Raw genomic sequence first — 24,659 nt, forward strand, 5'->3', positions numbered from 1 at the left:
GGGGATTCTTTGGCGAAACTGAGCCAAGGACAACAAAGAGCTATCAGCAAAATTGACAATATTCTCAGTAACTTCAAAGATAGCGATATCACGGGTACCTTAAAGGATATGGCCGGTACTCCTGTTCCGAAGCCGGGTGGCGGTTATTGGGATCACTTGAAAGAGATGAACGACATGCTTCGAGGATTACGAAACCATGCAGGCCCTCTAAAGGGTGTGAGTGATCCTGCAGCGCAAGCTGCACGTCAAAGAGCAATAGATTCTATTAATCGTATTGAGTCAGCTTTAAATGGTGCGGGGATATGAAGTTTCGCGATTTAGAAAAAGAAGCTCCAAATTATTGGTTGCCTGAAAATCATCCATCGCCTTTAACCGAGTGGTATTTGTCGGTGCGCGACACCCCTCTAGAGCAGTTAAGCGTAGGGGATGTGTGTCGCACATTAAGACAGGGTCTTTTTGTTTGCGAGATACTTCCTATTGCGGTAGCCCTATTAAACGATGATGTTCTGGCGGGAGAGCGGTATGACGGTGAGCTGATAGCCGCTCTTGCAGGTGTGAATACGTGTTACTGGCAAGCGAGCTCAAATGCGATGCTGCAAACAGTCTGTGCTTTGAATGAAGTAAAACATTTAACTAGCGATGCTGAGCTATTAAGGGATTCTTCAAATTTGAAGAGGATGCTTGGGGAGTTAATGGGTAATAGCTCATAAGGTACAAAAGGTATCGAAATTGCGCCGGGTAAATTTGATTAGTCGCAGCTTGTGTCCAGCGCTTAGCGTCGTGCATGTTTAATACGCTACTGATTACTGTCTCCCAAGAGAAAAGAAGAGAAAAGGGGACAGAAAAGGGGACGGATTTATTTGTTTGGTTTGTGTGATGACCAGTAAATAGATCTGTCCGCTATTTCCGATAACCGCCCCGTCAGCCGTGTTACCGTCCTACCGGACATCAAAGCGTCGAGCAACGCCCATAAATACCTGATCGAAACCAACCCGGTCCTCACCGACCTCAAGCAGTTCTGAGCTCGGATTACCTGCTGTCCAATTTTGGTTACGACCCGGACAACAGCGCCAAGCGACTGGGCGATGGTCTGTATGAACAGCGCCTGATCCAGCAGGCCGTCGTGGCGCGTACCGGTCAGCGGTTTATCGACGGCCAGACCTCGGACGAAGCGCTGTTCAAGTACCTGATGAACAACGCCATCGCCAGTAAACAGGAACTCAACCTGGCGCTGGGCGTCAGCCTGACGGCCGAGCAAGTCGCGGCGCTGACCCACGACATTGTCTGGATGGAAAACGCCGTGGTGAACGGCGAACAGGTGCTGGTGCCGGTGCTGTACCTGGCCAACGCCAACAACCGCCTGGCCGCCAACGGTGCGCTGATCCAGGGCAGCGACGTCACCCTGATCGCCGGCCAGGACCTGAACAACACCGGCACCTTGCGCGCTACCCACAACCTATCGGCCACCGCGGGCAATGATCTCCCACAGGGTTTTGGGGACTATTGGTCTTTTATTGCGATGCACATGTCCATTTCCATCACGCCGGTGTTCTCATCGTAGGAAGCCTCCACCGGGTACCGTTCGAAACCCGGACGCTGGTCGTAGGCCAATCCGCTTTCCGGCATCCACTGTCCGCACAACTCACCCCACGCCGCCGGGATTTCACTGGCCGGTCCTTTGAAGTGAGCGACGGCGTAGCGCCCGCCGGGCAGGTGGGTGACGGCGAGCGGGTATTTGGGTTCGAAGTCGGCGGGCACTTCGACGCAGGCGTCGTAGCGGCAGTATTGCGCTGGCGTGGCGCTGGGGTCGTCGTGGCCGATGCCGTAGCGCACGCGGTTGAGCAGGTTGTTTTCGATCATCCAGGGGGCGACGGTTTCGCGCCAGAAGGTGCCGATTTCCGGGCCGTAGGGGCCGGTGTAGCGCAGGTAGGCGACACGGGCGGGGGGCAGGGTTTTGAGGGTGACGTTCATTGTCTTGGCCTTGTTTCTAATCTGGGGACTTTGTGTTGAATGGTCGGGCCTCTTCGCGGGCAAGTCGGATCGCCGCACCGCCGCTCCCACAGGGGCCTGGTGTGAGCACATATCTTGTGTACAACACAAAACCTGTGGGAGCGTGGCTTGCCCGCGAAGGCCGCGCCTCGGTGCCTGGGGGGCTAACCACCATGACAGCAGCTCGACTTCTCCTGTTCCTCATATTTGTCGTGATGCCGCACCCACTCCATGATTTCCTCCTCGTTGCGACCCTTGGGCGTCAGGTCGAGGTAGTTGTAGGCGCCGACCAGCAGGTCCAGGCCTCGGGCGTAGGTGGAGTAGGTATGGAAAATTTCGCCGGCTTCGTTGCGATAAAACACGCTGAGACCGGGGAGTTCTTCCTCGGAGCCGTCGGTTTTTTCGTAGTTGTACGTAGCCTTTCCGGCGGCGACCTCTTCGGCTCGGGCACAGACGCCAAAGTCGTAGTTGAAATCGCATCCTGCTGACGACACCCAGTCGAACTTCCAGCCCATGCGCCGCTTGAACGCCTGGAATTCAGCGAAAGGTGCGTGGGAAACCGCTACCACGGCCACGTCATGGTGGGCCAGGTGCTGGTTGGCGCCGTCGATGTGATCGCTCAGGTACGAGCAACCGGGGCAGCCCTCGTCCCAACCCTCGGCGAACATGAAGTGGTAGATGATCAACTGACTGCGGCCACCGAACAGGTCCGCCAGTTTCAGTTCGCCGTTGGGCCCCTGGAAGCGGTAGTCCTTGTCGATTTTAACCCAGGGCAGGGCACGGCGTTCGGCGCTGAGCTTGTCCCTTTCCTTGGTGAAGGCTTTCTCGCGGGCCAGGTGCTGTTTGCGGGCGGCGAGCCATTCTTCCCGCGACACGACGGGATGGTTCTGGATGTTCATATTGATTTCTCCTGCGTGGGGCGGGGAGGTGACTTACACAGCCTAGTCGTTTGGCTTGCGTGGATTTCGACATGCCGCCGGTCGGTCGTCAGCAAATGCCCGGCTGATGGACAGCAGTATTCCCGGCAATGATCACCAGCGACAGGTGCTGGACGAGCAGGCTCGCTCCCACATGGGACTTGTGTTGCAGTCAGCCTTGTTTCGCCGCTTTCAGGCACTTCAAGTCGCTGAAGTCCTTCCTCACACCTTCAATTTTCTTCAGCAAGCGTTCACGCTGGTTCGACGTGCTTTCAGCCATCAGATCCACGAACAGTGAACGCGCCTGGGCCTCGGTGTTGGCAAAGGCCTGATGATAGGCGGGTGTCCACAAGCTCTCGCGATTGACCAGAAGTGTCTCGATGCGTTGTGGGAATTGGGGACTCTGGCGTTGCGCAACGGCCGCACTGAACTGCTTCTGCCAATGGACGCGGTTGGCAAGCCACTGGGTGTTCTGCTCGCCCAGGGCGCTGGACCATGTGGCTACCCGCTGTTGCTGGGTGGTGCTCAGTGGCCCGAGCCAGTCATTCAGGCGCTTCTCCATGCGTGCGCCGCGTTCCCTGATCTGCTGGTCGAGGGAAGGTTTGAGGTATTCCTCCTGGCGTTTGCGCTGGTCCTTGGCAAAGGCGTCGTTCATTTCGGCGACTTGCTTGTCATCCAGCCCTTGCAGCAACTCGATGGCCGACGGGGTGATTTCCCGCGCGGTCTCGGCGATCGCCTGTTCGGCTTCGTGGGCGCGGGCCTGCAAGGCGGCATCGGTGACCTGGTTGGTGGCGATCATGGTTTGCAGGCGGTCCAGCCAGTCGAGGTAGCCGGGCAATTGGGTGGTGCAGTGCCAGCTCAGGTGTTCCTTCAGGCGTTCGTTCAGCCAGCTTTTTTGCTCGCCGTTCATGTCCAGGTAGTCGCTGAGCGTCCACGGGATGATCACATCGAGATTGCGGTAGGCCAGGCCCACGCGGCTGCACGCGCCGAGGGTGAGGGCGATGGTCAGCACAAAGGCGATATGTTTGAACCAGCGGGACATGGGCGAATCCTTGCGAAAGCCAGCCTTCGGGGTCTGATTCTCATGTGAACCCGGGAGGAGCCCGGCAGTTCAGCCGATCAATAGAACGGGCGTTCGGCCTTGAGTGTAACCAGCCCGTCGCATTGGCTGTTGTGTCCGGCATAGGCCGAGCAACCGCTGCCGCTCAGGCTGGAGTCACTGTAGATCAGGTCGAGGTCGACGCCCATGAACGGGCGGGACAATTTCAGCGACCAATCGGTAAAACTGCCTACATACCCGCCATCCACCGCCACTGGCGTATTGAATTGGTGGGCGGTGTATTTCAGGCTGATACCGACACCGAACGGTTGATTACCGCTCAAGTCAGCGAACAGGGTGTTGTTCTGTTTGTCCGGGTCGTCGCTGAAGGCGATGCCGAAACGGCTGCCGAGCAAGGTCAGGCCGCCGAACAGTTCCTGGCTGTCGGGTGTCGTGACTTCCGGGTAGCTGTAGCGGATCAGGCCCACTTCGTAGCCGAGGGTTTGGTCGAAGGGTTGTTTAAAGCCCATGTAGGAATCGATCTCGAGGTTTTTCCCCGGGCTGATGCCCATGCTGGGCGACCATTGGCCCACGTAGAAACCGCTGTCGTGGCTCAGGTCCAGGCCGCCGTGGAACGAGCCGACGGCCGAGGGTTTGACCAGGCCTTGGGCCATGCTGCGGGTGGGGGTGGTGCCTAGCTTGAGGTCGAAGCCCCCCAGCTCACGCTGAAAGATTTGTGCGTGTGCTACGGAGCAGGCCAGCAGGCTGGCGAGCAATGCCGATAGATAGAAAGGTTTGAACATGCGTCACTCCATGAACAGCGAGGGCAGGCTGGTGAGCCCGCTGGAACGCTTGATCCAGACGCGTGCAAGGATACCGGCGAATGATCGGCAATGAAGGCCGTTCGTCGATTTTCAGAGGATTTGATAGTGTGGCGCAGGGGAGAAGCGAGGGTTCCAGTCCAAGCGCTTCGAAGCTCAAAGCGCTTTGGGACCAGGTGACGCGAGGGGATTACTTTTTGCCCAGGGTGATCTGCTTGGACGGGCCGAACGTCTGGCCGCTGACGCCTTTGGCAATTTGCTGGATTTCACCGCCGGACTTGAGGAACGCAGCGATCTGGCTGTTGATCGATTCGCTGGTTTCGACGGCTGGAGCTGGCTTTGCTTTGCTGGTGGATGCTTTTACACGCATGGCGGCCATTAACCTATAGAAAATTAACTTGGCCAGGCATCGTACAGGAATTACCTGATAATTGCTTGGCAAATATCCCCTCGGCATATTCGTGAGGGCGGGGTAATTAGTCGTCGGCCAATATTCGAAATAAGCACCTAAGCCGCTGTTTTAACTAAAAACATTGCCCGCAAAAATACCGCGTTAGGCTTGCCTGGGCATGGCGTAAATGCCCGGATCGGCCTGACGAGCGGCCAGGCGCGGGATGAAACCCCGGGAAAATTAAGGGTTTCAGAGGATTTTCTTGCGCCACCGGGCCGGCTGCCAAACGCAGCGCTTAAAACCGGGTAGAATGCCGCCCACGCAATGAGGGTATTGGACATGGCTTTAGTCGGGCGTTACAACAGTTTGCAAGTGGTTAAACACACTAACTTCGGTTTATATCTGGACGGTGGTGCGGATGGCGAAATCCTTCTGCCTAATCGTTATATTCCAAAAGATATTCCTAGCGAAGATGAAGACTGGCTCAACGTTTTTATTTATCTGGACAGCGATGACAAACTCATCGCAACTACTGAAAAACCGAAAGTTCAAGTTGGTGAATTCGCCAGTTTGAAAGTTGTTGAAGTCAACAGCATCGGCGTATTCCTGGACTGGGGGTTGCCGAAAGACCTGTTGCTGCCGTTCTCCGAAGAGAAGCGTCAGATGACGGCGGGCGAGTATGTGGTGGTGCACGTCTATCTCGACAAGCACACCCGTCGCATCACCGCCACCGCGCGCCTGGACCGCTACCTGGACAAGACCCCGGCCAACTACACCGCGGGTCAGGAAGTGGATCTGCTGGTGGCCGAAGCCACGGACATGGGCTTCAAGGCCATCATCAACAACAAGCACTGGGGCCTGATCCACAAGAACGAAATCTTCAAGTTCATGCGCGCCGGTAAAGAAGAAAAAGGTTTTATCAAGGAAGTTCGCGCCGACGGCAAGATCAGTCTGAGCCTGCAACCGGTCGGCCAGGAAGCGGCCACCAGCCTGAACTCGAAGATCCTCGCCAAGTTGCGTGAAAACAACGGCACCCTGGCGGTGAGCGACAAGAGCGATCCGGCGTTGATCAGCAGCCTGTTCGGTGTCAGCAAGGGCAACTTCAAGAAGGCCATTGGTACGTTGTACAAGAATGGCCAGATTGTCATTCATGCCGATCGTATCGAACTCAGTTGATACGCTGACAAGACAGAGGGCCAGGATGGCGCAAGCAGAGAAGTAGAGGTCTCTGGCGGGCGGCATTTTCTGGCCTTCTGGTTAATAATCGACAACATGATTCTTCGCCCCGGTGTTTTCTTTTCAACGAGAAGGCCGGGGTTTTGCTTTTTTTCTGCCGAGTCTTTGCCATGGATTGTGTCCTCGAGGTGTTTCGGTGAGCGCCACCCGGCGCAGCGCCGACGGGTTTGCCCTGCAAGTGATGGTCGGGTTGTGCCTGGTCTGGGGCGTGCAGCAGGTGATGATCAAGTGGGCCGCGGCCGATATCGCGCCGGTGATGCAGGCGGCCGGACGTTCCGGTATGTCGGCGTTGCTGGTCGGGCTGCTGATCTGCTGGAAGGGCGGCTGGAACCAGGTGGGTGCGACCTGGCGCGGCGGTCTGTTGGCCGGCGCCTTGTTCGGCCTGGAGTTCTTCTTCATTTCCGAAGGCCTGCAACTGACCACGGCGGCGCACATGTCGGTGTTCCTCTACACCGCGCCGATCTTCACCGCATTGGGTGTGCACTGGTTGCTGCCCAGTGAGCGTTTGCGGCCGTTGCAATGGCTGGGGATTGTCCTGGCCTTTATCGGAATTGCCATTGCGTTTGCTGGCGGGGTGTCCTGGGACAACCTTGATTACCGCATGTTGATGGGCGATGCCTTGGGTGTGCTGGCGGGTGCCGCTTGGGGCGCGACCACGGTGGTGGTGCGCGCCTCGCGCCTGTCGGAAGCGCCGGTGACCCTGACGCTGTTCTATCAGTTGATTGTCGGCTTCTTCGGCTTGTTGTTGATTGCGCTGCTCAGCGGTCAGATCAGCCATGTCAGCCTGACCAGCGTGGCGGTGGCCAGTGTGCTGTTTCAGGGCGTGGTCGTGTCGTTCTTCAGTTACCTGATCTGGTTCTGGCTGCTGCGCCGTTACCTGGCGGCCAACCTCGCGGTGTTTTCGTTCATGACGCCGTTGTTCGGCGTCACCTTCGGTGTGGTGCTGCTCGGTGAGGAACTGAGCCTGAACTTCGTCATCGGTGCCGTGCTGGTATTGGCGGGCATCACTTTTGTCAGCGCCGAGCAGTGGTTGCGCCGTCGTTTGCGCAAAGCCCTCGGGCAGTACTGACCGGCGCGAGCAAAAGACCGCCGGCGATCAGCAAGCCGCAGCCGGCGACCACCAGTGCCGGCTGCAAACCGCCACTGAAATGACTGCTCAGCGCCGCCAGCAATGGCCCGCTGAGCTGGCCCACGGCGAAACAGGCTGTCAGCAGGCCGGCATTGCGCTGGGTGGCATGGGGCGCCAGTTCCCGGGAGCGTTGCATCACCAGTTGCATGCAGGCCAGGAACGGCGTGCCGCACAGGACCACACCCAACGCCAAGCCTGGCCCGTTGCCCAGCAGGCAGGCGAACACGCCAGCGGCTTGCAGCCATAACGTCGCCATCAACCAGTGACTCGTTGCGCCAGGTTTTTGCCGCCGCAGACTCACCAGCACCACGCCGGTTGCCGCCGCCAGGCCAAAGCATGGCCAGAACAGGTCGGCCTGCCATTGGCCATGGAATTGCGCGTTGGCCATTTGCGACAAAAAGGTCGCCGGAATGATGTAGCCCAATCCGTACAAGCCATAGATCCAGCCCAGGCGAGCGATGCCTTGATTGCCCGACGCGCTGGCACTGGGCGCAGCCGTCGCGGTGACAGCCGGTTGTGGCAGGAACGGCAGGATCCCCAGCAACATCGCCAGTCCTGCGGCGGCATACACCAGCCACAAGGTGGCGGAAGTCTGGCCCAGCAGATTCGAGGCCAGGGCCAACAAACCTGTCAGAAAAATCCCCAACCCCGGTCCGGCGAAGACCAGGGCGCCGAGCCGAGGACGACCGGCCTCTGCCGCGAGTGGCTGGCTCAGGGCGGTAATCATCACCAGCACCCAGGCACTGGCCACGCCGGTGCCGAAACGCAGGAGCAGGTGCGACCAGAAACCATTGGCCCAGAACGACGCCAGGGTCAGCAGCACGCAGAGCCACAGTCCGCCGAGCAAGCGTCGGCGCACTTGCGCGGGACGTCGGGAAAACATGGCGTCCACCGCGCCGATGAAATACCCGAGGTAGTTGGCGGCGGCAATCAGCCCGGCGGCGGTCAGGTCGATCTGGCCTTCGCTGAGCAGGTGCGGCAGTTGCGGTGTTAGGGCAAAACGGCCGATGCCCATGGCCATCATCAGGGCAACGAAACTGGCGGATAAGCGGATCAGGGGAGACATGGTCTGGATTCCGTCTGGAGGATCAATGACCGTCAGGCTAGGACTGATTGACTTTCTTTAAAAATGAATAATAGTGAGTAACTTGTTCTTTTTTGGAGAATGTCGTGGAATTCAGCCAATTGCGCATCTTCCAGGCGGTGGCGGAAGAAGGGTCCATCACCCGGGCCGCCGAACGGCTGCATCGAGTGCCGTCGAACCTGTCGACCCGGCTCAAACAGCTGGAAGAGCAACTGGGTGTCGAACTGTTCCTGCGCGAGCGTCAGCGCTTGCAGTTGTCGCCTGCGGGAAAAGTCCTGCTGGACTACACCGCCAGGCTGTTTGCCTTGCGCGATGAAGCCAGCGCGGCAGTGCAGGGTGGGCAACCGGCGGGCGACTTCGTGCTCGGCACCATGTACAGCACGGCAGCGATTCACCTTCCGGGGCTATTGGCGCACTACCACCGTTTGTATCCGGCGGTGAACCTGCAAGTGCAATCCGGCCCCAGCGGTGAATTGCTCGAAGGCCTGCTCACCGGTCGACTCGATGCGGCGCTGGTGGATGGCCCCCTGGAACTGGCCGGGCTCGACGGGGTGCCCTTGTGCGACGAGCGCCTGGTGCTGATCAGCGAGGCCGACCATCCACCCGTGCGTAGCGCGCTGGATGTGCAAGGTCGTTCGGTGTTCACCTTTCGCCAAGGCTGCTCCTACCGCATGCGCCTGGAAGCCTGGTTCGCCCATGACCATGCGGCCATGGGCCGGGCGATGGAGATCGAGTCCTATCCGGGGATGCTGGCGTGTGTGATTGCCGGTTCCGGCGTGGCGCTGATGTCGGAGTCGATGCTCGCCAGTCTGCCGGGCCGCGAGAGTGTGGCCGTGCATCCGTTGGCCGAACCGTTCGCCAGCGCTACCACCTGGCTGATGTGGCGCAAGGGCATGGTCGGGGCCAACCTGAATGCCTGGATCGAGCAGCAACAGGTGGTTTTTCCGCCGGCACGGGTGCGGGCGCAGGAAATTGCCTGAACACAGGCTGATTGTGATTGATTCAGTAACAGATCATTGCGACTTTGCGCGAGCATTGCACAGGACTTCGGACTATTATCAGTGCGAAGGGGCTACAGAACTTTGGCCGCTCGGCACTACCCTGAAGGGGGCACCATGAAAGAGAAAATTCAAAACTGGCTGCATGACCTGGGTGTGGCTCTCGGTTTGATCGAACCGCCTCTGCAACCCGTGCCTGTTCGTACTGACGACGAACAGCGCCGACGCCAGCAGCGTCGCCGGTAATGGCAGATAACATCTGACAGGTGAAAGGTTTTCCGTGGCGAGGGAGCAAACTCCCTTGCCGCTTCGTGTACGTTTGATCGCCAGCCTTAGTACCGCCCAATCTCCAGCAAAAACCGGCTCAAATCATTCGCCGTCCTGACGGTCTTGAGCATCCGGTCTTCCTCCGCGGTAAACGCCGTTACACCCAGTTCATCTTCCAGATGGAAGATCAGCTCTTCGATATCTTTTTTATCCAATCCCAATTGCGCCAGGCTGGCGTTGTCGTCGAAGTTATCCCGGCCTTCCAGCAGGCGGCTGATGTAGCGATGTACGACAGCACGAAGGGCAGCTTCTTTCATGATCGTTCTTCGAGGAGGTGGGTGTAGGTCTCCCTGCCGGTGCAGGTCCTGCCGTTGAGTACAGCAGGCTTTAGCCGTGTGAGCGCTGCCATTCGTCAATCATGCTGCGCAAATGCTCCCCGGAAAAACTGCCGAAATGCCCGCCATGCACCGTGCGGATCGACAGCTCACGCAAGCGTTGCAGGCTGCGCGCGTAGTCATCGAGGTTGGAGTGGTAGGCGTCTTCGATCAGCGGGCCGTCGTAGATGATGTCGCCGCTGAACAAGGTCTCGGTGGCGGCTTCGTACAGGCAGATGCCGCCCGGTGAGTGTCCCGGTGTGTGCACGACGTGCAACACCCGATTGCCCAGGTCCAGCACATCTCCGTCTTCGACAAACCCCGTGGCCGGTGCGGCCTTGACCCGGTATTTGGCGTAGCACAGCGGGCAATCAGGGTGCGCCTCGAACATGTCGTCGCCGACGAAGGCTTTGCTCAGGTCGTTGTCGCCATCGGGTGCGGCGAGAATGTCCGCCTCGGCCGGGTGCACCAGCCGTTCAGCGAATTCGTGATGACCGGCGATGTGATCGAAATGGCAGTGGCTGGCCACGGCCACCAGCGGCCGTTCAGTGATCCACGGCAGTTGCTCGCGCAGGCTGACCAGGCCCGAGCCGCTGTCCAGCAGCAGGTCTTTGTCACGGCCCTGGATGTGCCAGAGGTTGCAGCGGTAGAAGGGGCGGATGTACGGCTCGTGAATCAAGCGGATGCCGTCACTGAGTGGTTTCACCTCGAACCACTGGTTGCGAGAAACAATCTTCATAGTTCATTTTCTCCAGGCGAAAAAAAACGAGTGTGGCAACCGACACCACACCCGTCGAAGAAAGCATCAAGTCGTTATGTTCAGCTTAGGCAGCGCTGGCCACTGCTGCCGGGCGGCGGGACATCAAGCTCACCAGCACGAAACTCACCAGGCCTACACCGAGGCTGTAGTAGATCGGGCTGTTGGCATCCAGACCATCCTTGAACATGAACAGCAGGGCAGTGGCGAAGCCCATGCCCATGCTGGCGATGGCGCCGGCGGTGGTGGCACGTTTCCAGAAGATCGCACCGATCAGCGGGATCAGCATGCCGCCTACCAGCAGGTTGTACGCCAGGGTCAGGGCGCTGATCACGTCGTTCACGACCAGAGCGATACCCAGCACCACAATACCGGTCAGCATGGTGACCAGGCGGTTCAGGCCCAGGCTCGACTGTTTACCGCCGCGCAGTTTCGGCAGCAGGTCTTCGGTCAGGGTGGTGGCAGCGGCGAGCAGGCCGGCGCTGGCGGTGGACATCATGGCGGCCAGTGCAGCAGCAATCACCAGACCACGGATACCGTCCGGCAGCGACAGTTTGACGATGGCGGCGAAGGCGTTGTTGACGTTATCCAGATCCGGGATCAGCACGTGAGCGGCCATGCCGATCAGGGCGCAGGCCAGACCATAAACGATGCAGTAGATACCGGCAGCAGTACCGGCAACCTGAGCCACTTCAGCGGTCTTGACGGTGAACACCCGTTGCCAGATGTCCTGACCGATCAGGATCCCGAAGAAGTAGATCATGAAGTAGGTGATGATGGTGTCCCAACCGATGGTAGTGAAGCTGAAGGCGGTTGCCGGCAGTTTCAATACCAACTCATCCCAGCCGCCAACGCGGTACAGGCAGATCGGCAACAGTATGAACATCAGGCCGACTGTCTTGATCACGAACTGGACGATGTCGGTCAGGGTCAGGGACCACATGCCGCCAATGGCCGAGTAGATCACCACGACGCCACCGCCGAGCAGAACGGACACCCAGAATGGCAGGCCGAACAGCACTTGCAATACGGTGCCGATAGCCAGGATCGAAACCACGCCGATCATCAGCGCGTAGGCCAGCATGATCACCGCGCTCGCCGAGCGGGCCATCGGGTTGTAGCGTTTTTCCAGGACCTGGGTAACGGTGTAGATCTTCAGTTTCAGCAGCGGTTTGGCGAGGAACAGGTTCAGCGCCACGATCCCGCAACCCAGCGCCGCACACAGCCAGAAACCGGAGATGCCGTGCACGTAGCCCAGACGCACGGTGCCCACGGTGGACGCGCCACCCAGGACGGTGGCAGCCATGGTGCCCATGTACAGGCTTGGGCCGAGGTTACGACCGGCGACCAAAAAGTCTTCGTTGGTCTTGGCCTTGCGCATGCCGTAGTAGCCGAGTATCAGCATCGCGGCGGCGTAGATGAGTACGACGAATAAATCCAAAGCCATTGTTGCGTGTCTCCGATTGTCTTTTTTATGGTGGAACTAAGTTGCGTTATGGCTATGGGGTGGTTTTTGTGGCGAGGGAGCTTGCTCCCGCTGGGCTGCGAAGCAGCCCCAAACCCTGCAAAGGCGTTTCTTCAGGAAAAACCCATTAGCCTGTTTTGCGACTGCTTCGCAGTCGAGCGGGAGCAAGCTCCCTCGCCACAGAGGTCACCTCATGGCCCTGTCTTCAAAAAATCAGGCGGCTTGACGCATCGCCGGTTTAGCGAGCGAATCCGTGCTCTGGCTGCGTGAATCGTTCGGGCCGAACACTGCGCTCGATTCCGGGAACAGGCTCAGCAGCGCCAGGTACACCAGCGAAGCCAGGCCCAGGGTCACCGGCAGGCTGATGTCGATACCACCGGCCATTTCGCCCAGCGGCCCGACAAACTGACCCGGCAGGTTGACGAAGCACAGGCCGACGGCCGCGCTCGGGATCCAGGCACCCAGGCCACGCCAGTTCCAGCCGTGGGTGAACCAGTAGCGGCCACCTTTCTCGCCGCGGGTGAACACTTGCAGGTCATCCGGGCAGTAGAAGCCGCGACGCACCAGCAGGCCGATGATCATGATCACCATCCACGGGGTGGTGCAGGTGATGATCAGCACGGCGAAGGTCGACACGCTCTGCACCAGGTTGGCCGCGAAGCGCCCGATGAAGATGAAGGCAATCGACATCACACCGATCAGCAGCGTGGCCTTGACCCGCGACAGCACCCGCGGGAACACGCTGGACATGTCCAGGCCGGTGCCGTACAGCGAGGTGGTGCCGGTGGACATGCCACCGATCACCGCGATCAGGCACACCGGCAGGAAGAACCAGCTCGGCGATACCGCCAGCAGACCGCCGACATAGTTGTTGGCCGCGATGTAGTCCGGTGCTTTGATCGCCACGATGGTCGCGGTGGCCAGGCCGAACAGGAACGGGATGAACGTCGCGATCTGCGAAATCACCACCGCCGCCATGATGCGGCGTTTGGAGGTGTCACGCGGAATGTAGCGCGACCAGTCGCCGAGGAACGCACCGAAGGAAATCGGGTTGCTCATCGCCACCAGCGCAGCACCGATGAAGGCGGCCCAGAAACCGGGTTGCCCCATGTTGACGGTGCCGGCGTAGTTCGCATCGAAGGGACCGGCGAAGGCGAAGATGCCCAGCAGGAACAGCAGGCTGGCACTCCACACGGCGATCTTGTTGACCCACAGCAGGAAGCGGAAGCCATAGATGCACACGGTCAGTACCAGGATCGCGAACAGACCGTAGGCAAGGCCCAGGGTCAGGTCGGTTTCCGGCAGGCCGATCAGGCGTTTGGCGCCACCGATCAGCGCATCCCCCGAACTCCACACCGAGAGCGAGAAGAAGGCGATGGCGGTCAACAGCGACAGGAACGAGCCGACGATCCGCCCGTGCACGCCGAAGTGCGCACCGGAAGACACGGCATTGTTCGTGCCGTTGATCGGGCCGAACAGGCCCATTGGCGCGAGGATCAGCGAACCCAGCAATACGCCCAGCACAATCGCCCAGACGCCCGCCTGGAAAGACAGGCCGAACAGTACCGGGAAGCTGCCGAGGACGGCGGTGGCAAAGGTGTTGGAACCACCGAAGATCATCCGGAACAAGTCCGTCGGGCCTGCGGTGCGTTCGTTGTCCGGGATCTGTTCGACCCCGTGGGTTTCAATTTGAGTAAGGCTTTGGTCTTTGTTGTTGTTATTCATGATCAGCTCCGATCATAAAGGCGCGCTCATCGTGCGTGAGCGTCACCTGTGTTGGCTAAGGGGTTGGCAGCCCTTCCGGCATCGCGGACAAATGTTCGTGGCAGGCCAGCCATAGGCCTTGTTGTTCTTGGCCAGACGCTTGTTTCTTGAAAACAATCGTCTCGCGCTCCTGGCTAAAGTGCTGCTCCCCTTGCATGCGCAACTCGGTGGCTACGTCATGGATGAAAATCGCCACGTCACCCTGCAGGCTGACGAATGCGTTGCTTGAGGTGCACGAGAGCACCTCGAAGCCATCCTCCGAGCGCCAGCCGTCCCACATCGCCTGATAGGCGTCGCGCGACAGCAGGGGCTGTTCGAGGGTGTAGAAGACGAAGCTGGCGTCGGCGCTGAACGCGCCGAAGTAGACTTCGCGATCGTTACGGGTAAAAGCGGACACCAGATCGGCGGCGGCTTTGAGCACCTGATCACGTTCATTCATGACCAATCCTCAGCGGTGGACTACGCCAGGCAGTACGCAGAGCATTTCGTACAGCAGGTTGGCAGCCAGCAGCGAGGTGTTGCCGGTGGTGTCGTAAGCGGGCGAGACTTCTACCAGATCGCAACCGACCAGGTCGAGGCCTTGGCAGCCACGAACGATCTCGATCGCCTGAATGGTCGTCAGGCCACCGATTTCCGGGGTGCCGGTGCCAGGTGCCCAGGCCGGGTCGATGCCGTCGATGTCGAAGCTGAGGTAAACAGGGCCGCCGCCGACTTTCTCGCGGACTTCAGCCATCAAAGGCTCCAGCGATTTGTGCCAGCACTCTTCGGCCTGAACCACACGGAAGCCCTGGTTGCGGCTCCAGTTGAAGTCGTCAGCGGTGTAACCCTGGGCGCGCAGGCCGATCTGCACGACGCGGTCTGGGTCCAGCAGGCCTTCTTCAACAGCGCGACGGAAAGTCGTGCCGTGGGCGATTTTCTCGCCGAACATGTGATCGTTCACATCGGCGTGAGCGTCGATGTGCACCAGGCCGACCTTGCCGTGCTTTTTATGAATGGCACGCAGGATCGGCAGGGTGATGGTGTGGTCGCCGCCCAGGGTCAGGGGGATCACGTTGTGTTCGAGGATGTCGTCGTAGGCTTCTTCGATGATGCGAACGGCGTCCAGCAGGTTGAAGGTGTTGATCGCTACGTCGCCGATGTCGGCAACCGACAGCGAGTCGAACGGAGCAGCACCGGTGGCCATGTTGTAAGGACGGATCATCACCGATTCGGTGCGGATATCACGAGGCCCGAAGCGGGTGCCAGGGCGTAGCGAGGTACCGATGTCCAGAGGCACGCCTACGAAGGCAGCGTCCAGGCCGGCAGCGGTATTCAAATGGGGGAGTCGCATCATGGTGGCGATGCCGCCGAAGCGCGGCATTTCGTTGCCGCCCAGTGGTTGGTGAAGAATCTTGTCCACGGGTAGGGCCTCATCGTCGTTGTTTTATTTATTGGGTTGCGCCGTTCACGGAAGGGACGGGCACCGTTGTGGGCCGATTCTGCGAAATGTAGTGGCCGGGAAGAATCGCTACGGGCAAATACTTAGTTCAGATTTTTCTAAACTAATGGCTGGGACAGCGATAGACTTAAAGTGCTCCGCAGAATCCTGTGGCGAGGGAGCTTGCTCCCGCTGGGGTGCGAAGCAGCCCCAAACCATTCACCTCAGTGCGGCAGACAAACCACATGAGCAGGTTTTACGACTGCTGCGCAGCCGAGCGGGAGCAAGCTCCCTCGCCACAAGAGCAGGAGTCCCCATGGCCAACGCTTTACCCGACCTGAAACTATTGCGCATCTTCGTCAGCGTGGTGCGCCATCAGGGGTTCGCCAACGCCCAGCAGGAGCTCAATCTCTCGACGTCGGCCATCAGCACCTACATGAGCCAGCTCGAAGCAGCCCTCGGCCTGGTGTTGTGCCATCGCGGCCGTGGCGGGTTCAGCCTGACCAGCAAGGGCGAGTTGTTCCATCAGGAAACCCTGCGTCTGTTGGGCGAACTCGAAGGCTTCGAGCAGTACGCCGCCGCCCTCAAGGGCGAGTTGCGCGGTACGTTGAACCTCGGGGTGATCGATTCCACTGTCAGTGACAAGGCCTTGCCGTTTGCCGAGGCCATCGGCGCCTACAGCCAGGAACACCCGGCCGTGCACTTGCACCTGTCGGTGATGAGCCCTTACGAATTGCAACTCGGGGTGCAGGACAACCGTCTCGACCTGGCCATCGGCGCGTTTTCCACGCGCATGAGCGGCCTGGTGTACATGCCGCTGTACCGTGAACAACACTGGTTGTATTGCAGTACGAGGCATCCGCTGTTCAATGAGCGGCGCATCCCCGAGCAAGTCATCACCCAGCAGCGCATGGTCGGTCGTGGCTACTGGAGCCAGGCCGAACTGGCGCGCCACGGTTTCAAGCACAGCGCCGCGACGGTAGAAAGTATGGAGGCCCAGTTGATTCTGGTGCTGTCCGGCGCCTACATCGGCTATTTGCCGGAGCACTACGCCCAGGCCTGGGCCGACAAGGGTGACCTGCGGGTGTTGCTGCCGGCGACCTTTGGTTATCAGGCGCCGTTCTCGATGATCGTGCGTCGGGGGCGTAGCCGCGAGCCGCTGATCCAGACATTCCGTGATCTGCTCAAAGCACAACTGAATCAGGCATAAAGACGATGTCCAGAATTCAATGTCCGCGTTGTCTGCGCCCGCAAACTCATTGCCTGTGCCCGTTGATTCCCAGCCTCGACAGCCGCACCCGGGTACTGTTGTTGCAGCATCCGAGCGAAGTGAATCATGCGTTGAACACTGCGCGTCTGGCGGCGTTGGGCTTGAACAATGCCGAGTTGATCGTGGGGGAAGTGTTCGAGGATTTGCCGGCGCTGTTGAATCAGCCGGGGTATCGGGCGCGGTTGCTGTTTCCCGGCGACGATGCCCAACCTATGCAGGCTTGTGCCGCGACGGACGAACCCTTGTTGCTGGTGGTCCCCGACGGTACCTGGCGCAAGGCGCGCAAGATGCTGCACCTCAATCCGCTGCTGGCGGCGCTGCCGAGGGTGACGCTGGCCGAAGGCGGAGTGTCCCGTTATCGCCTGCGCAAGGCACCGGGGCCGGGGGCGTTGTCGACGGTGGAGGCGATTGTGCAGGCGCTGGAAACCCTCGAAGCACCGGCGATATTTGCGCCGTTGCTGAAGCCGTTCGAGGCGTTGATCGAGGGGCAGATTGCGGCGATGGGGGAGGAGGTTTACCAGCGTAACCATGGGTCGAAATAGTTGTTGTTTATACTGGTCCCATCGTGAGCAGGCTCGCTCCCACAGGGGATTTTCGGTGGTTACAAAAATTGTGTTCACCGAAGAGCCAATGTGTGCGAGCCTGCTCACGATGGCGGTGGAACAATCACAGAAGATCTTGAATAGTGACTACCGCTCCCGCATCGCCTCGGTCCGCGCTTTCAATACCGGTTTAAGCAAGTAATCCAGCACCGTTTTCTCCCCGGTAATAATGTCCACCGTCGCCACCATCCCCGGAATGATCAGCAGCGGTTTGACGTCCCCGCCCAAATGGTTTTTGTCGGTACGCACCTGAATCAGATAGAAGCTGTTGCCCTTGTCGTCGGTGATGGTGTCGGCGCCGATCAACTCCAGTTTGGCGCTCAGGCCGCCGTAAATGGTGTAGTCGTAGGCACTGAACTTGACCATGGCTTTCTGGCCCGGATGCAGGAATGCAACGTCCTGTGGACGGACCTTGGCTTCGATCAGCAGGTTGTCTTCCAGCGGCACGATTTCCACCATGTCACTGCCGGGCTGGACCACGCCGCCGATGGTGTTGACCTTCAACACCTTGATGATGCCGTGCACCGGCGAGACCACGGTGGTACGGGTCACGCGGTCGTCGATGGCAATGCTCGAGGCCGTGATTTTCGACAGGTCGGTGCGTTTCTCGTTCAGCTCTTTTGCCGCTTCCGAGCGAAAGGTCTGTTCCGATTCATCAATCTTGCTTTTGATCTCGTTGATCGCCGATTCGGCCCGGGGAATCGCCAGGGTCGTAGCGTTCAATGAGCCGCGAATCTCCACCGCGCTGCGTTTGAGCCGCAGGATTTCCACCGGCGACACCGCACCGGTGCCCACCAGCGGCGTGGACATGTTCATCTCTTGTTGCAGCAGCGCCAGGCTGGCGCTGAACTGCCCCTGTTTCGAGCGGAACTCTGCCAACTCCTGGGTTTTTTGCCGAAGTTGCTCGGACAGCGTGCGCTGCTCGCTGGCGAGTCGGCGTTGCCGCTGTTCGTACAGCGAGCGCTCGTCTTCAGCCACTTGCGGAGCCTTGGCGATCACTTCTTCTGACAGCTTGAACGGCCGGCCTTCGGCTTCGGCCGAAAGCCGTTCGACCTGCGCGGTCAAGGCATAGCGATCGGCTTCGCTTTCGCCCTTGTTCGACAGATAGCGGGTGTCATCCAGGCGCAGCAAAGTGTCGCCCTTGTTCACCATTTGCCCTTCACGGACGAAAATTTCAGTAACGATGCCGCCCTCCAGGTTCTGGATCACCTGGACCTTGCTCGACGGAATCGCCTTGCCTTCGCCCATGGTCACTTCCTGCAACACGGCGAATTTGGCCCAGACCAGTGCGCTGACCACCAGCGCGGCGGCCAGCCACACGGTGATTCGCGACCAGCGCGGTGAGTCCTGCAAGGAGGCGCCGGCGGTTTCCGGCATGAACTCGGTTTCGGCACTTTTGTTGAAACTGTCGAAGTAGCCACGGGATCCTTGATCGGCAGACATGGACGACTCCTAGACGGCCGCAGAGCCGACACGGCCCTTGCGCAGTGCATCGATGACCGCTTCTTTCGGACCGTCGGCGACGATCCGTCCGTTGTCCAGCACCACCAACCGGTCCACCAGGCTCAGCATCGAGGTGCGGTGGGTCACCAGCAGGATGGTTTTGCCCTCGACCCAGCCGTGAAGTTTTTGCCGCAGGACGTCTTCGCTGCTGTTGTCCATGGCGCTGGTGGGTTCGTCGAGCAGCATGATCGGCGGGTCGAGCAACATCGCCCGGGCCATCAATACTGCCTGGCGCTGGCCGCCGGACAGCAGTTGCCCACGTTCGCCCACGGGCCGGTCGAAGCCTTGCGGGTGTTGCCGGGCCAGTTCGGTGACGCCGGTCATTTCCGCCACTTCGAGCATGCGAGAGTCGCTGATATAGCGCGCGCCCAGAGTCAGGTTGTCGCGCAGGCTGCCGGCCAGCAGCGGCAGGTCGTGGGCGACATAGCCGATTTGATGGCGCAGGTCGGCGACGTCCAGTTGCCGCAGGTCCAGGCCATCGAGCAGCAACTGGCCTTCATCCGGTTCATAGAACCCCATCACCAGTCGCGCCAGGGTGCTTTTGCCTGAGCCACTGCGGCCGATGATGCCGATGCGCTCACCGGGTTTCACACTGAAGCTGGCATTGGCCAGGGCGGGAGAGCTCTGGCCGTTGTAGTGAAAGGTCACTCCGACAACATCCAGCGCGCCTTGCAGTTGGGTGCGCTCCAGCGGCCGTTGTCTGGCGTCGCGCTCCTGGGGCAGGCCCATCAGCGCATCGGTGCTTTTCATGGTCAGTTGCGCTTGCTGGTAGCGGGTGATCAGGCCGGCGATCTGTCCCAGTGGCGCCAGCACCCGACTGCCGAGCATGTAGCTGGCCACCAGGGCGCCGACGCTGAGGTTGCCTGCGATGATGCTATAGACCCCGGCGACGATGGTTGCCATGCCGGACAGTTGCTGGATGAACAGCGTGCCGTTGGTGGCCAGGGCCGAGAGGTTGCGTGCGTGGCTGTCGAGGCGGGTGAGGGCGCCGTGGGTGCTTTCCCATTTGTGCTGGCGTTCGCTTTCGGCGCTGCAGGCCTTGAGGGTTTCCAGGCCGCTGAGGGTTTCGATCAGCAGTGCCTGACGTTCGGCGCCGAGGCTGAGGCTTTTCTGCACGGTGTCGCGCAGGCGCACCTGGATCACCATGGCGAAGAGGATGGTGATGGGAAATGCCAGTATCGGGATCACCACCAGCCAGCCACCGAGCAGGCCGATCACCAGCAGCATCAGCAGGCAGAAGGGCAGGTCGATCAGGCTGGTGAGGGTCACGGCGGTGAGAAACTCCCGCAGGCCCTGGAAGTCATGAATGCTTTGGGCGAAGCCACCGATGGTCGCCGGCCGCGCTTTCATCGCCATGCCGGTGATGCGCTCGAACAGGGTGGCCGACAGGATCACATCGGTTTTCTTGCCGGCGGTATCCAGCAAATGCGCACGCACGACCCGCAGCACCAGTTCGAACACGGTGCCGATCAGCAGTCCGATCGCCAGCACCCACAAGGTCGAGGTGGCCTGGTTCGGCACCACGCGGTCGTAGGTCTGCATCACGAACAGCGGTACCATCAGTCCCAGCAGGTTGATCAGGAAACTCGCGAGGATCGCATCGCTGTAGAGCCATTTCGACAGCTTCAGCGTATCGCGAAACCAGGCCTGGACCCGTGGCACCAGCGGCGAACGCAAGTCTTCGAGTTCGTGGCGTGGCCGGGCAAACAACGCCTGGCCACTGTAGTGTTCGGCCAGCTCCTCGGGGCTGAGCCATTGTTCGCCGCCGTCGGCTTCGCTGGGCAGGATCAGCACCTTGCCGTCTTCGCCATAACGGCGCAGGACGGCCGTGCGGCCGTTGTTGAGCAACAGCAGCACGGGCAGGTTGAGCGCGGAGATGTCTTTGAGGTCACGGCGCAGCAAGCGCGCCTGCAAACCGGCCCGGGCCGCTGCACGGGGCAGCAGGTCCAGGCTCAGGCGTTGGTGTGCCATGGGCAGCCCGGCACTCAGGCTGGCGCGGCTGACCGCCGCGCCGTGGAGTTTGCAGAGGATCAGCAGACCGTCCAGAAGCGGGTCATCGAAGCTCAGTCGCGGATCGACACCGGTGTTGCCAGGTTCCATGCTGGTCATTGAACCCTCCCGGGCACTACTTCATATCAGGCAGACGCGCTTCGTTTTTCACTTCGGTCTGGGCGATTGCATCGGCGGGCAGTACGACCCGTTGTTTGCTCAACAACTGGCCCATGTTCGCCAGGACTCGGTACATCGAAAACTCTTCGGTGTAGCGCACTTCGGTGTAGCGACGGTTGGCGTTGTAGAGTTCGTTTTCACTGTCGAGCAGGTCCAGCAGGGTCCGTTGACCGAGGCCGAACTGATCCTGGTAGGCGATGCGTACGCGTTTGCTGGTGTCGGCGTATTCACGGGCGGTCGGGGTTTGTTTCTTGGCATTGACCATGGCGTTCCAGGCCAGGTGAATATTCTCGTTGAGCTGGCGCAGGGCATTGTTACGGATGTCCATGGCCTGGTTGATCTTGTGCGAGTCAGAGGCCAGACGCGCCTTGTCGCTGCCGCCGCGGAACAGGTTGTAGTTCATTATCACACCGACCCGCCATTCATTGTCGTGGCCTACATCACCCTGCACGTTGTTGTTCGCACCCACAGCGGCCTCGGCGTCGAAGCGTGGGTAGAACGGCGACTTGGCGACTTCGTACTGGCTTTCGGCCGATTGCACGTCGGCCTGGGCGGATTTCAGGTAAGGGTTGTTTTCCACCATGCTCTGCTGGGCTTCAGGGAGGGAGGTGGGGACTTCGCCGCGAATCGACGGCGGGGTTTCGAGTTCATCGGGCATGCGCCCCACAACGGCGTAGAAGTTCGACTCGGCGTCAGCCAGATCGACTTCGGCGGTGTCGAGGTTGTTTTCTGCCAGTGCCCGGCGAGCCGCGGATTGGTCGGCATCGGCGTTGCTGCCCACGCCGCGCTGGGTGCGCAGGCCGATCTGGTCGTTGACCCGCAAGTGCGCTTGCAGGTTGTTCTTGGCCAGTGTCACCAGTTCGCGGCGCTTGAGCACTTCTAGGTAAACCTCGGTGGTGCGCAGGGCCAGATCCTGAGCCGTACCCTGAGCGTAATAGGCTCGTGAGTTGACCACGCCCTCGGTGCGCCCGACTTCATTGGCAGTGTTGAACCCGTCAAAGAGCATTTGCCGCAGGCGCAATTCCGACTGGGTGTAGTTGAGAGTTTCGGTGTGGTGATTGCCGAACGCCCGGGTATTGGTGTTATCGCTGTACCCGCGCCCGTAGGCTGCGTTCAGATCAACCGATGGATAAAAGCCCCCTTTGGCGACCTTCACGTCCTCATCCGCCGACAGACGGCTGTCTACCCGTGATGCCAGTTCCGGGTGGGTCGCGATGGTGCTCTGGATTGCGTCGGTCAGCGTCATGGCCTGAGCCTGGGACGAGCAGGCCATGGCCAAAAGAACCGCGCTGCAGAGGGGGGTTAATAGGCGCATGGTACATCTCCCTGATTCCTGGTGGTGCTTATCAGTCGCCAATTATTTGACGATATTTATAGGTGGAGTTGTTTCACATCTTTAACAAAAGAGCTAAGAACATTCTGGAGCGTAGCTAAGAAATTTTTTTCATAACCGGTATGCCAAAAAAAACTTATGCGCTCTGCAAAATCCAGCACATTGTTCAATTCGAAAGCCCTTGTTTTACGAGCTCTAGGGTGCTCATCGGGGTTTGAGGAAAGTTCCAATCCACTTATCGACAAAGAGCGGAGAAGTGCTGGAGGGGAGGGATGCGAGCGATCTGATGGTGACGGTTTTTTGTCACTTTGGTGATTCAAGATCGTTACGCACCGCTCACAGGCAACGTTGTTGCGTACAGGGATCCGATGCCATTGATTGCAGAGGGTTTTTCCCGAAATCGTAAACAGCGCCGTGAGCGACTGGCTGGGCGAGATCGTTGCCGGGGCCACGGCTTACTCAAGTAAACCGGTACCCGCAGCACGATCCGCCAGACAACCCGCTTGAGCCATGAGCACGTTCTTCGCACAAACAAGCTGCCGACAGCGGTTGGCAGCGGAGGAAGTGCACATGGCTACGCTCATCGGTATCGTCAGTAAGGTCATCGGTCAGGTGTTCGCGGTTGCGAGCGACGGCTCCCGGCGTGCTTTGGTCGAAGGGGACCGGCTGTTCGCCGGCGACCAACTGAGCACTGGTGTTGAAGGCGCGGTGGCGGTGCATCTGCAAAATGGCCAGGAACTGACCCTCGGGCGCGGCAGCAGCATGCAGATGACACCGCAGCTGCTCGCCAATCAGATTCCCCATGTGGACTCACCTGAAGCGCTGACGCCGAGCGAAGCGCAGCTGACGGATGTCGCACAGCTGCAAAAAGCCATTGCGGCGGGCGACGACCCGACCCAAACCGCTGAAGCCACCGCTGCCGGGCCTGCCACGACTGCCGGTGTGCCGGGCGGCGTCCAGGGCAGTGGCCATGGTTTCGTCCTGCTCGAAGAAGTGGGCGGGCGAGTCGATCCGATCATCGGCTTCCCCACTGCCGGGTTCAATGGCATTCCCGAACTTCCAGAAGAACGCCTGAACGCTAATCCGGACAACGCTATAGCGGCCGATGCTCCTGTGGTGCCGCCGGTGGTTCCGGAAGTGCCGAACAATCCGGTCACCTTCGACGGCCTGTCGGAGCAGAACGGCGAGCGGACCGTCAATGAAGCCAACCTGGCCGACGGTTCAGCGAGGAACGCAGACTCGCTGACGCGAAGCGGCACCTTCACCATCAATGCGCCCGACGGGCTGAGCAGCCTCAGCATCGGCGGGATCAACTTGATCAGCGGCGGCGTGGCGGCAGGTTTCCCGCAGTCGATCATCTCCCCGCTGGGCAGCACGCTGACCGTTACCAGTTACAACCCGGCCACGGGCGTGGTCAGTTACAGCTACACCCTCAACCGTGCCGAATCTCACGCAAGCGGCGAGGGTGCCAATAGTCTTGTCGAACACGTCACCGTGGTGGCCAGCGACAGCAATGGCGACAGCATTACCGGTACGCTGGATATCAGCATCACCGACGACGTGCCCAAAGCAGTCGATGACAACAATGGCACCGCCTCGGAAACCCTGCTGACCCTCAACGGCAATGTACTGAGCAACGACGTGCAAGGCGCCGACCGCGTGACGCTCGGCGAAAACACCGGCCCGATCACCCCGGGCACCTTCACCGGCACTTACGGCACCCTGGTGCTCAACGCCAACGGCACTTACACCTACACGCTGAACACCAGCGATGCCGACTTCAAGGCGTTGCACGGTGGTGGCGACGGCACTGAAACCTTCACCTATACACTGACAGACGCTGATGGCGACAGCAGCACCGCCAATTTGGTGCTACAGATCCACAACAACGATGATCCGGACACGATTGGCGGTTTGAATGTTGGGGGCGGCGAGTTGGCCGTCTTCGAGAAAAATCTCAGCGACGGCAGCGCACCGGATGCCACGGTGCTGACTCTGAGCGGCACCTTCACCGTCGCCGCCCTCGATGGCGTCACGACCCTGAGCGTCGGCGGCATCGCCGTGGTCATTGGCGGTGTAGCCGCCGGCTTCCCGCAATCGATCACCACGCCGTTGGGCAGCACCCTGACCATCA

At 59.9% G+C, this 24,659-nt stretch carries 24 protein-coding genes and 1 pseudogene; 10 read left to right on the forward strand and 15 right to left on the reverse strand.

Going from position 1 to position 24,659, the window contains the following annotated elements; genetic code table 11:
• Positions 1-9 precede the first annotated feature (9 nt).
• The 3 genes and pseudogenes from KGA85_RS05455 to KGA85_RS05465 all read left to right on the forward strand — a co-directional run.
• Entirely contained in the window at positions 10-306 is a 297-nt protein-coding gene (locus tag KGA85_RS05455) for a polymorphic toxin type 28 domain-containing protein (protein ID WP_223458045.1), read from the forward strand.
• Positions 303-710: a contact-dependent growth inhibition system immunity protein gene (locus KGA85_RS05460; RefSeq protein ID WP_223458046.1), complete on the forward strand. Its 408-nt coding sequence runs from the start codon at positions 303-305 to the stop codon at positions 708-710. Before KGA85_RS05455 ends, KGA85_RS05460 begins: the two co-directional genes overlap by 4 nt.
• Positions 711-920: 210 nt before the next feature.
• Positions 921-1,483 (forward strand): annotated as a pseudogene (locus KGA85_RS05465) (hypothetical protein); the annotation flags it as partial.
• Between the two features lie 17 nt (positions 1,484-1,500).
• On the opposite strand, the gene KGA85_RS05470 reads toward KGA85_RS05465, so the two are convergent.
• The 5 genes from KGA85_RS05470 to KGA85_RS05490 form a co-directional block, all read right to left on the reverse strand.
• Complete coding sequence (locus KGA85_RS05470; protein ID WP_223458048.1) at positions 1,501-1,971, reverse strand: GyrI-like domain-containing protein; 471 nt, start codon at positions 1,969-1,971, stop codon at positions 1,501-1,503.
• Positions 1,972-2,153: 182 nt separating this feature from the next.
• Positions 2,154-2,888 carry a DUF899 domain-containing protein gene (locus KGA85_RS05475; protein WP_223458050.1) on the reverse strand — a complete coding sequence of 245 codons (735 nt, stop codon included), beginning with the start codon at positions 2,886-2,888 and terminating at the stop codon, positions 2,154-2,156.
• Between the two features lie 190 nt (positions 2,889-3,078).
• Positions 3,079-3,948 (reverse strand): DUF6279 family lipoprotein, encoded by an 870-nt coding sequence (locus tag KGA85_RS05480; RefSeq protein WP_223458052.1) that lies wholly within the window; start codon positions 3,946-3,948, stop codon positions 3,079-3,081.
• Between the two features lie 77 nt (positions 3,949-4,025).
• Positions 4,026-4,748: a TorF family putative porin gene (locus KGA85_RS05485; RefSeq protein ID WP_223458054.1), complete on the reverse strand. Its 723-nt coding sequence runs from the start codon at positions 4,746-4,748 to the stop codon at positions 4,026-4,028.
• 208 nt (positions 4,749-4,956) lie between these two features.
• Positions 4,957-5,145 carry a hypothetical protein gene (locus KGA85_RS05490; RefSeq protein WP_015096330.1) on the reverse strand — a complete coding sequence of 63 codons (189 nt, stop codon included), beginning with the start codon at positions 5,143-5,145 and terminating at the stop codon, positions 4,957-4,959.
• A gap of 351 nt (positions 5,146-5,496) precedes the next feature.
• On the opposite strand from KGA85_RS05490, the gene KGA85_RS05495 reads away from it, so the two are divergent.
• Positions 5,497-6,333, forward strand: coding sequence for a S1 RNA-binding domain-containing protein (locus KGA85_RS05495; protein ID WP_223458056.1), 837 nt, complete (start codon positions 5,497-5,499; stop codon positions 6,331-6,333).
• Between the two features lie 196 nt (positions 6,334-6,529).
• On the forward strand, positions 6,530-7,462 hold the full coding sequence (locus KGA85_RS05500; protein ID WP_223458058.1) for a DMT family transporter: 933 nt from the start codon (positions 6,530-6,532) through the stop codon (positions 7,460-7,462).
• On the opposite strand, the gene KGA85_RS05505 is transcribed toward KGA85_RS05500, so the two are convergent.
• On the reverse strand, positions 7,407-8,588 hold the full coding sequence (locus KGA85_RS05505; RefSeq protein WP_223458060.1) for an MFS transporter: 1,182 nt from the start codon (positions 8,586-8,588) through the stop codon (positions 7,407-7,409). The genes KGA85_RS05500 and KGA85_RS05505 overlap by 56 nt on opposite strands.
• Positions 8,589-8,692: 104 nt before the next feature.
• Between KGA85_RS05505 and ptrR the strand changes: the two genes are divergently transcribed.
• Complete coding sequence (ptrR, locus tag KGA85_RS05510; protein ID WP_223458062.1) at positions 8,693-9,586, forward strand: putrescine utilization regulator PtrR; 894 nt, start codon at positions 8,693-8,695, stop codon at positions 9,584-9,586.
• A 135-nt stretch (positions 9,587-9,721) separates the two neighbouring features.
• Entirely contained in the window at positions 9,722-9,850 is a 129-nt protein-coding gene (locus KGA85_RS31110) for a PA1414 family protein (RefSeq protein WP_007972508.1), read from the forward strand.
• 86 nt (positions 9,851-9,936) lie between these two features.
• Here the strand turns inward: KGA85_RS31110 and KGA85_RS05515 are convergent, their stop codons facing one another.
• The 6 genes from KGA85_RS05515 to speB all read right to left on the reverse strand — a co-directional run bounded on the left by KGA85_RS05515 (position 9,937) and on the right by speB (position 15,630).
• Positions 9,937-10,188 (reverse strand): acyl carrier protein, encoded by a 252-nt coding sequence (locus KGA85_RS05515; RefSeq protein WP_223458064.1) that lies wholly within the window; start codon positions 10,186-10,188, stop codon positions 9,937-9,939.
• A 70-nt stretch (positions 10,189-10,258) separates the two neighbouring features.
• Entirely contained in the window at positions 10,259-10,984 is a 726-nt protein-coding gene (locus KGA85_RS05520) for an MBL fold metallo-hydrolase (protein ID WP_223533550.1), read from the reverse strand.
• A gap of 85 nt (positions 10,985-11,069) precedes the next feature.
• Complete coding sequence (locus tag KGA85_RS05525) at positions 11,070-12,449, reverse strand: sodium:solute symporter (protein WP_223458067.1); 1,380 nt, start codon at positions 12,447-12,449, stop codon at positions 11,070-11,072.
• Positions 12,450-12,680: 231 nt separating this feature from the next.
• Positions 12,681-14,192: a purine-cytosine permease family protein gene (locus KGA85_RS05530; protein ID WP_223458069.1), complete on the reverse strand. Its 1,512-nt coding sequence runs from the start codon at positions 14,190-14,192 to the stop codon at positions 12,681-12,683.
• 55 nt (positions 14,193-14,247) lie between these two features.
• Positions 14,248-14,670 carry a YybH family protein gene (locus tag KGA85_RS05535; RefSeq protein WP_223458071.1) on the reverse strand — a complete coding sequence of 141 codons (423 nt, stop codon included), beginning with the start codon at positions 14,668-14,670 and terminating at the stop codon, positions 14,248-14,250.
• A 9-nt stretch (positions 14,671-14,679) separates the two neighbouring features.
• On the reverse strand, positions 14,680-15,630 hold the full coding sequence (gene speB / locus KGA85_RS05540; RefSeq protein WP_008018246.1) for an agmatinase: 951 nt from the start codon (positions 15,628-15,630) through the stop codon (positions 14,680-14,682).
• A 334-nt stretch (positions 15,631-15,964) separates the two neighbouring features.
• Here speB and KGA85_RS05545 point away from each other — a divergent pair, with 334 nt between their 5' ends.
• Together KGA85_RS05545 and KGA85_RS05550 are read left to right on the forward strand one after the other, a co-directional pair.
• Positions 15,965-16,858, forward strand: a complete 894-nt coding sequence (locus tag KGA85_RS05545) for a LysR family transcriptional regulator (protein WP_007972518.1) — start codon at positions 15,965-15,967, stop codon at positions 16,856-16,858.
• A gap of 5 nt (positions 16,859-16,863) precedes the next feature.
• Complete coding sequence (locus KGA85_RS05550; protein ID WP_223458073.1) at positions 16,864-17,460, forward strand: tRNA-uridine aminocarboxypropyltransferase; 597 nt, start codon at positions 16,864-16,866, stop codon at positions 17,458-17,460.
• A gap of 147 nt (positions 17,461-17,607) precedes the next feature.
• Here KGA85_RS05550 and KGA85_RS05555 read toward each other — a convergent pair whose 3' ends face one another.
• Genes KGA85_RS05555 through KGA85_RS05565 form a run of 3 tightly spaced genes read right to left on the reverse strand, consistent with a single transcriptional unit; the run spans position 17,608 to position 22,507 of the window.
• A complete protein-coding gene (locus KGA85_RS05555) occupies positions 17,608-18,963 on the reverse strand; it encodes an HlyD family type I secretion periplasmic adaptor subunit (protein ID WP_223533551.1) in 1,356 nt (451 codons plus the stop codon).
• A 9-nt stretch (positions 18,964-18,972) separates the two neighbouring features.
• Positions 18,973-21,132: a type I secretion system permease/ATPase gene (locus tag KGA85_RS05560; RefSeq protein ID WP_223458076.1), complete on the reverse strand. Its 2,160-nt coding sequence runs from the start codon at positions 21,130-21,132 to the stop codon at positions 18,973-18,975.
• A 16-nt stretch (positions 21,133-21,148) separates the two neighbouring features.
• Positions 21,149-22,507 (reverse strand): TolC family outer membrane protein, encoded by a 1,359-nt coding sequence (locus KGA85_RS05565; RefSeq protein WP_223458078.1) that lies wholly within the window; start codon positions 22,505-22,507, stop codon positions 21,149-21,151.
• Positions 22,508-23,095: 588 nt separating this feature from the next.
• Here KGA85_RS05565 and KGA85_RS05570 point away from each other — a divergent pair.
• A partial coding sequence (locus tag KGA85_RS05570; protein WP_223542965.1) for a retention module-containing protein occupies positions 23,096-24,659 on the forward strand: 1,564 nt, incomplete at its 3' end.

Origin of the sequence: Pseudomonas sp. GL-B-12, from assembly GCF_019955895.1 — a bacterium.
Classification (GTDB): Bacteria; Pseudomonadota; Gammaproteobacteria; order Pseudomonadales; family Pseudomonadaceae; genus Aquipseudomonas.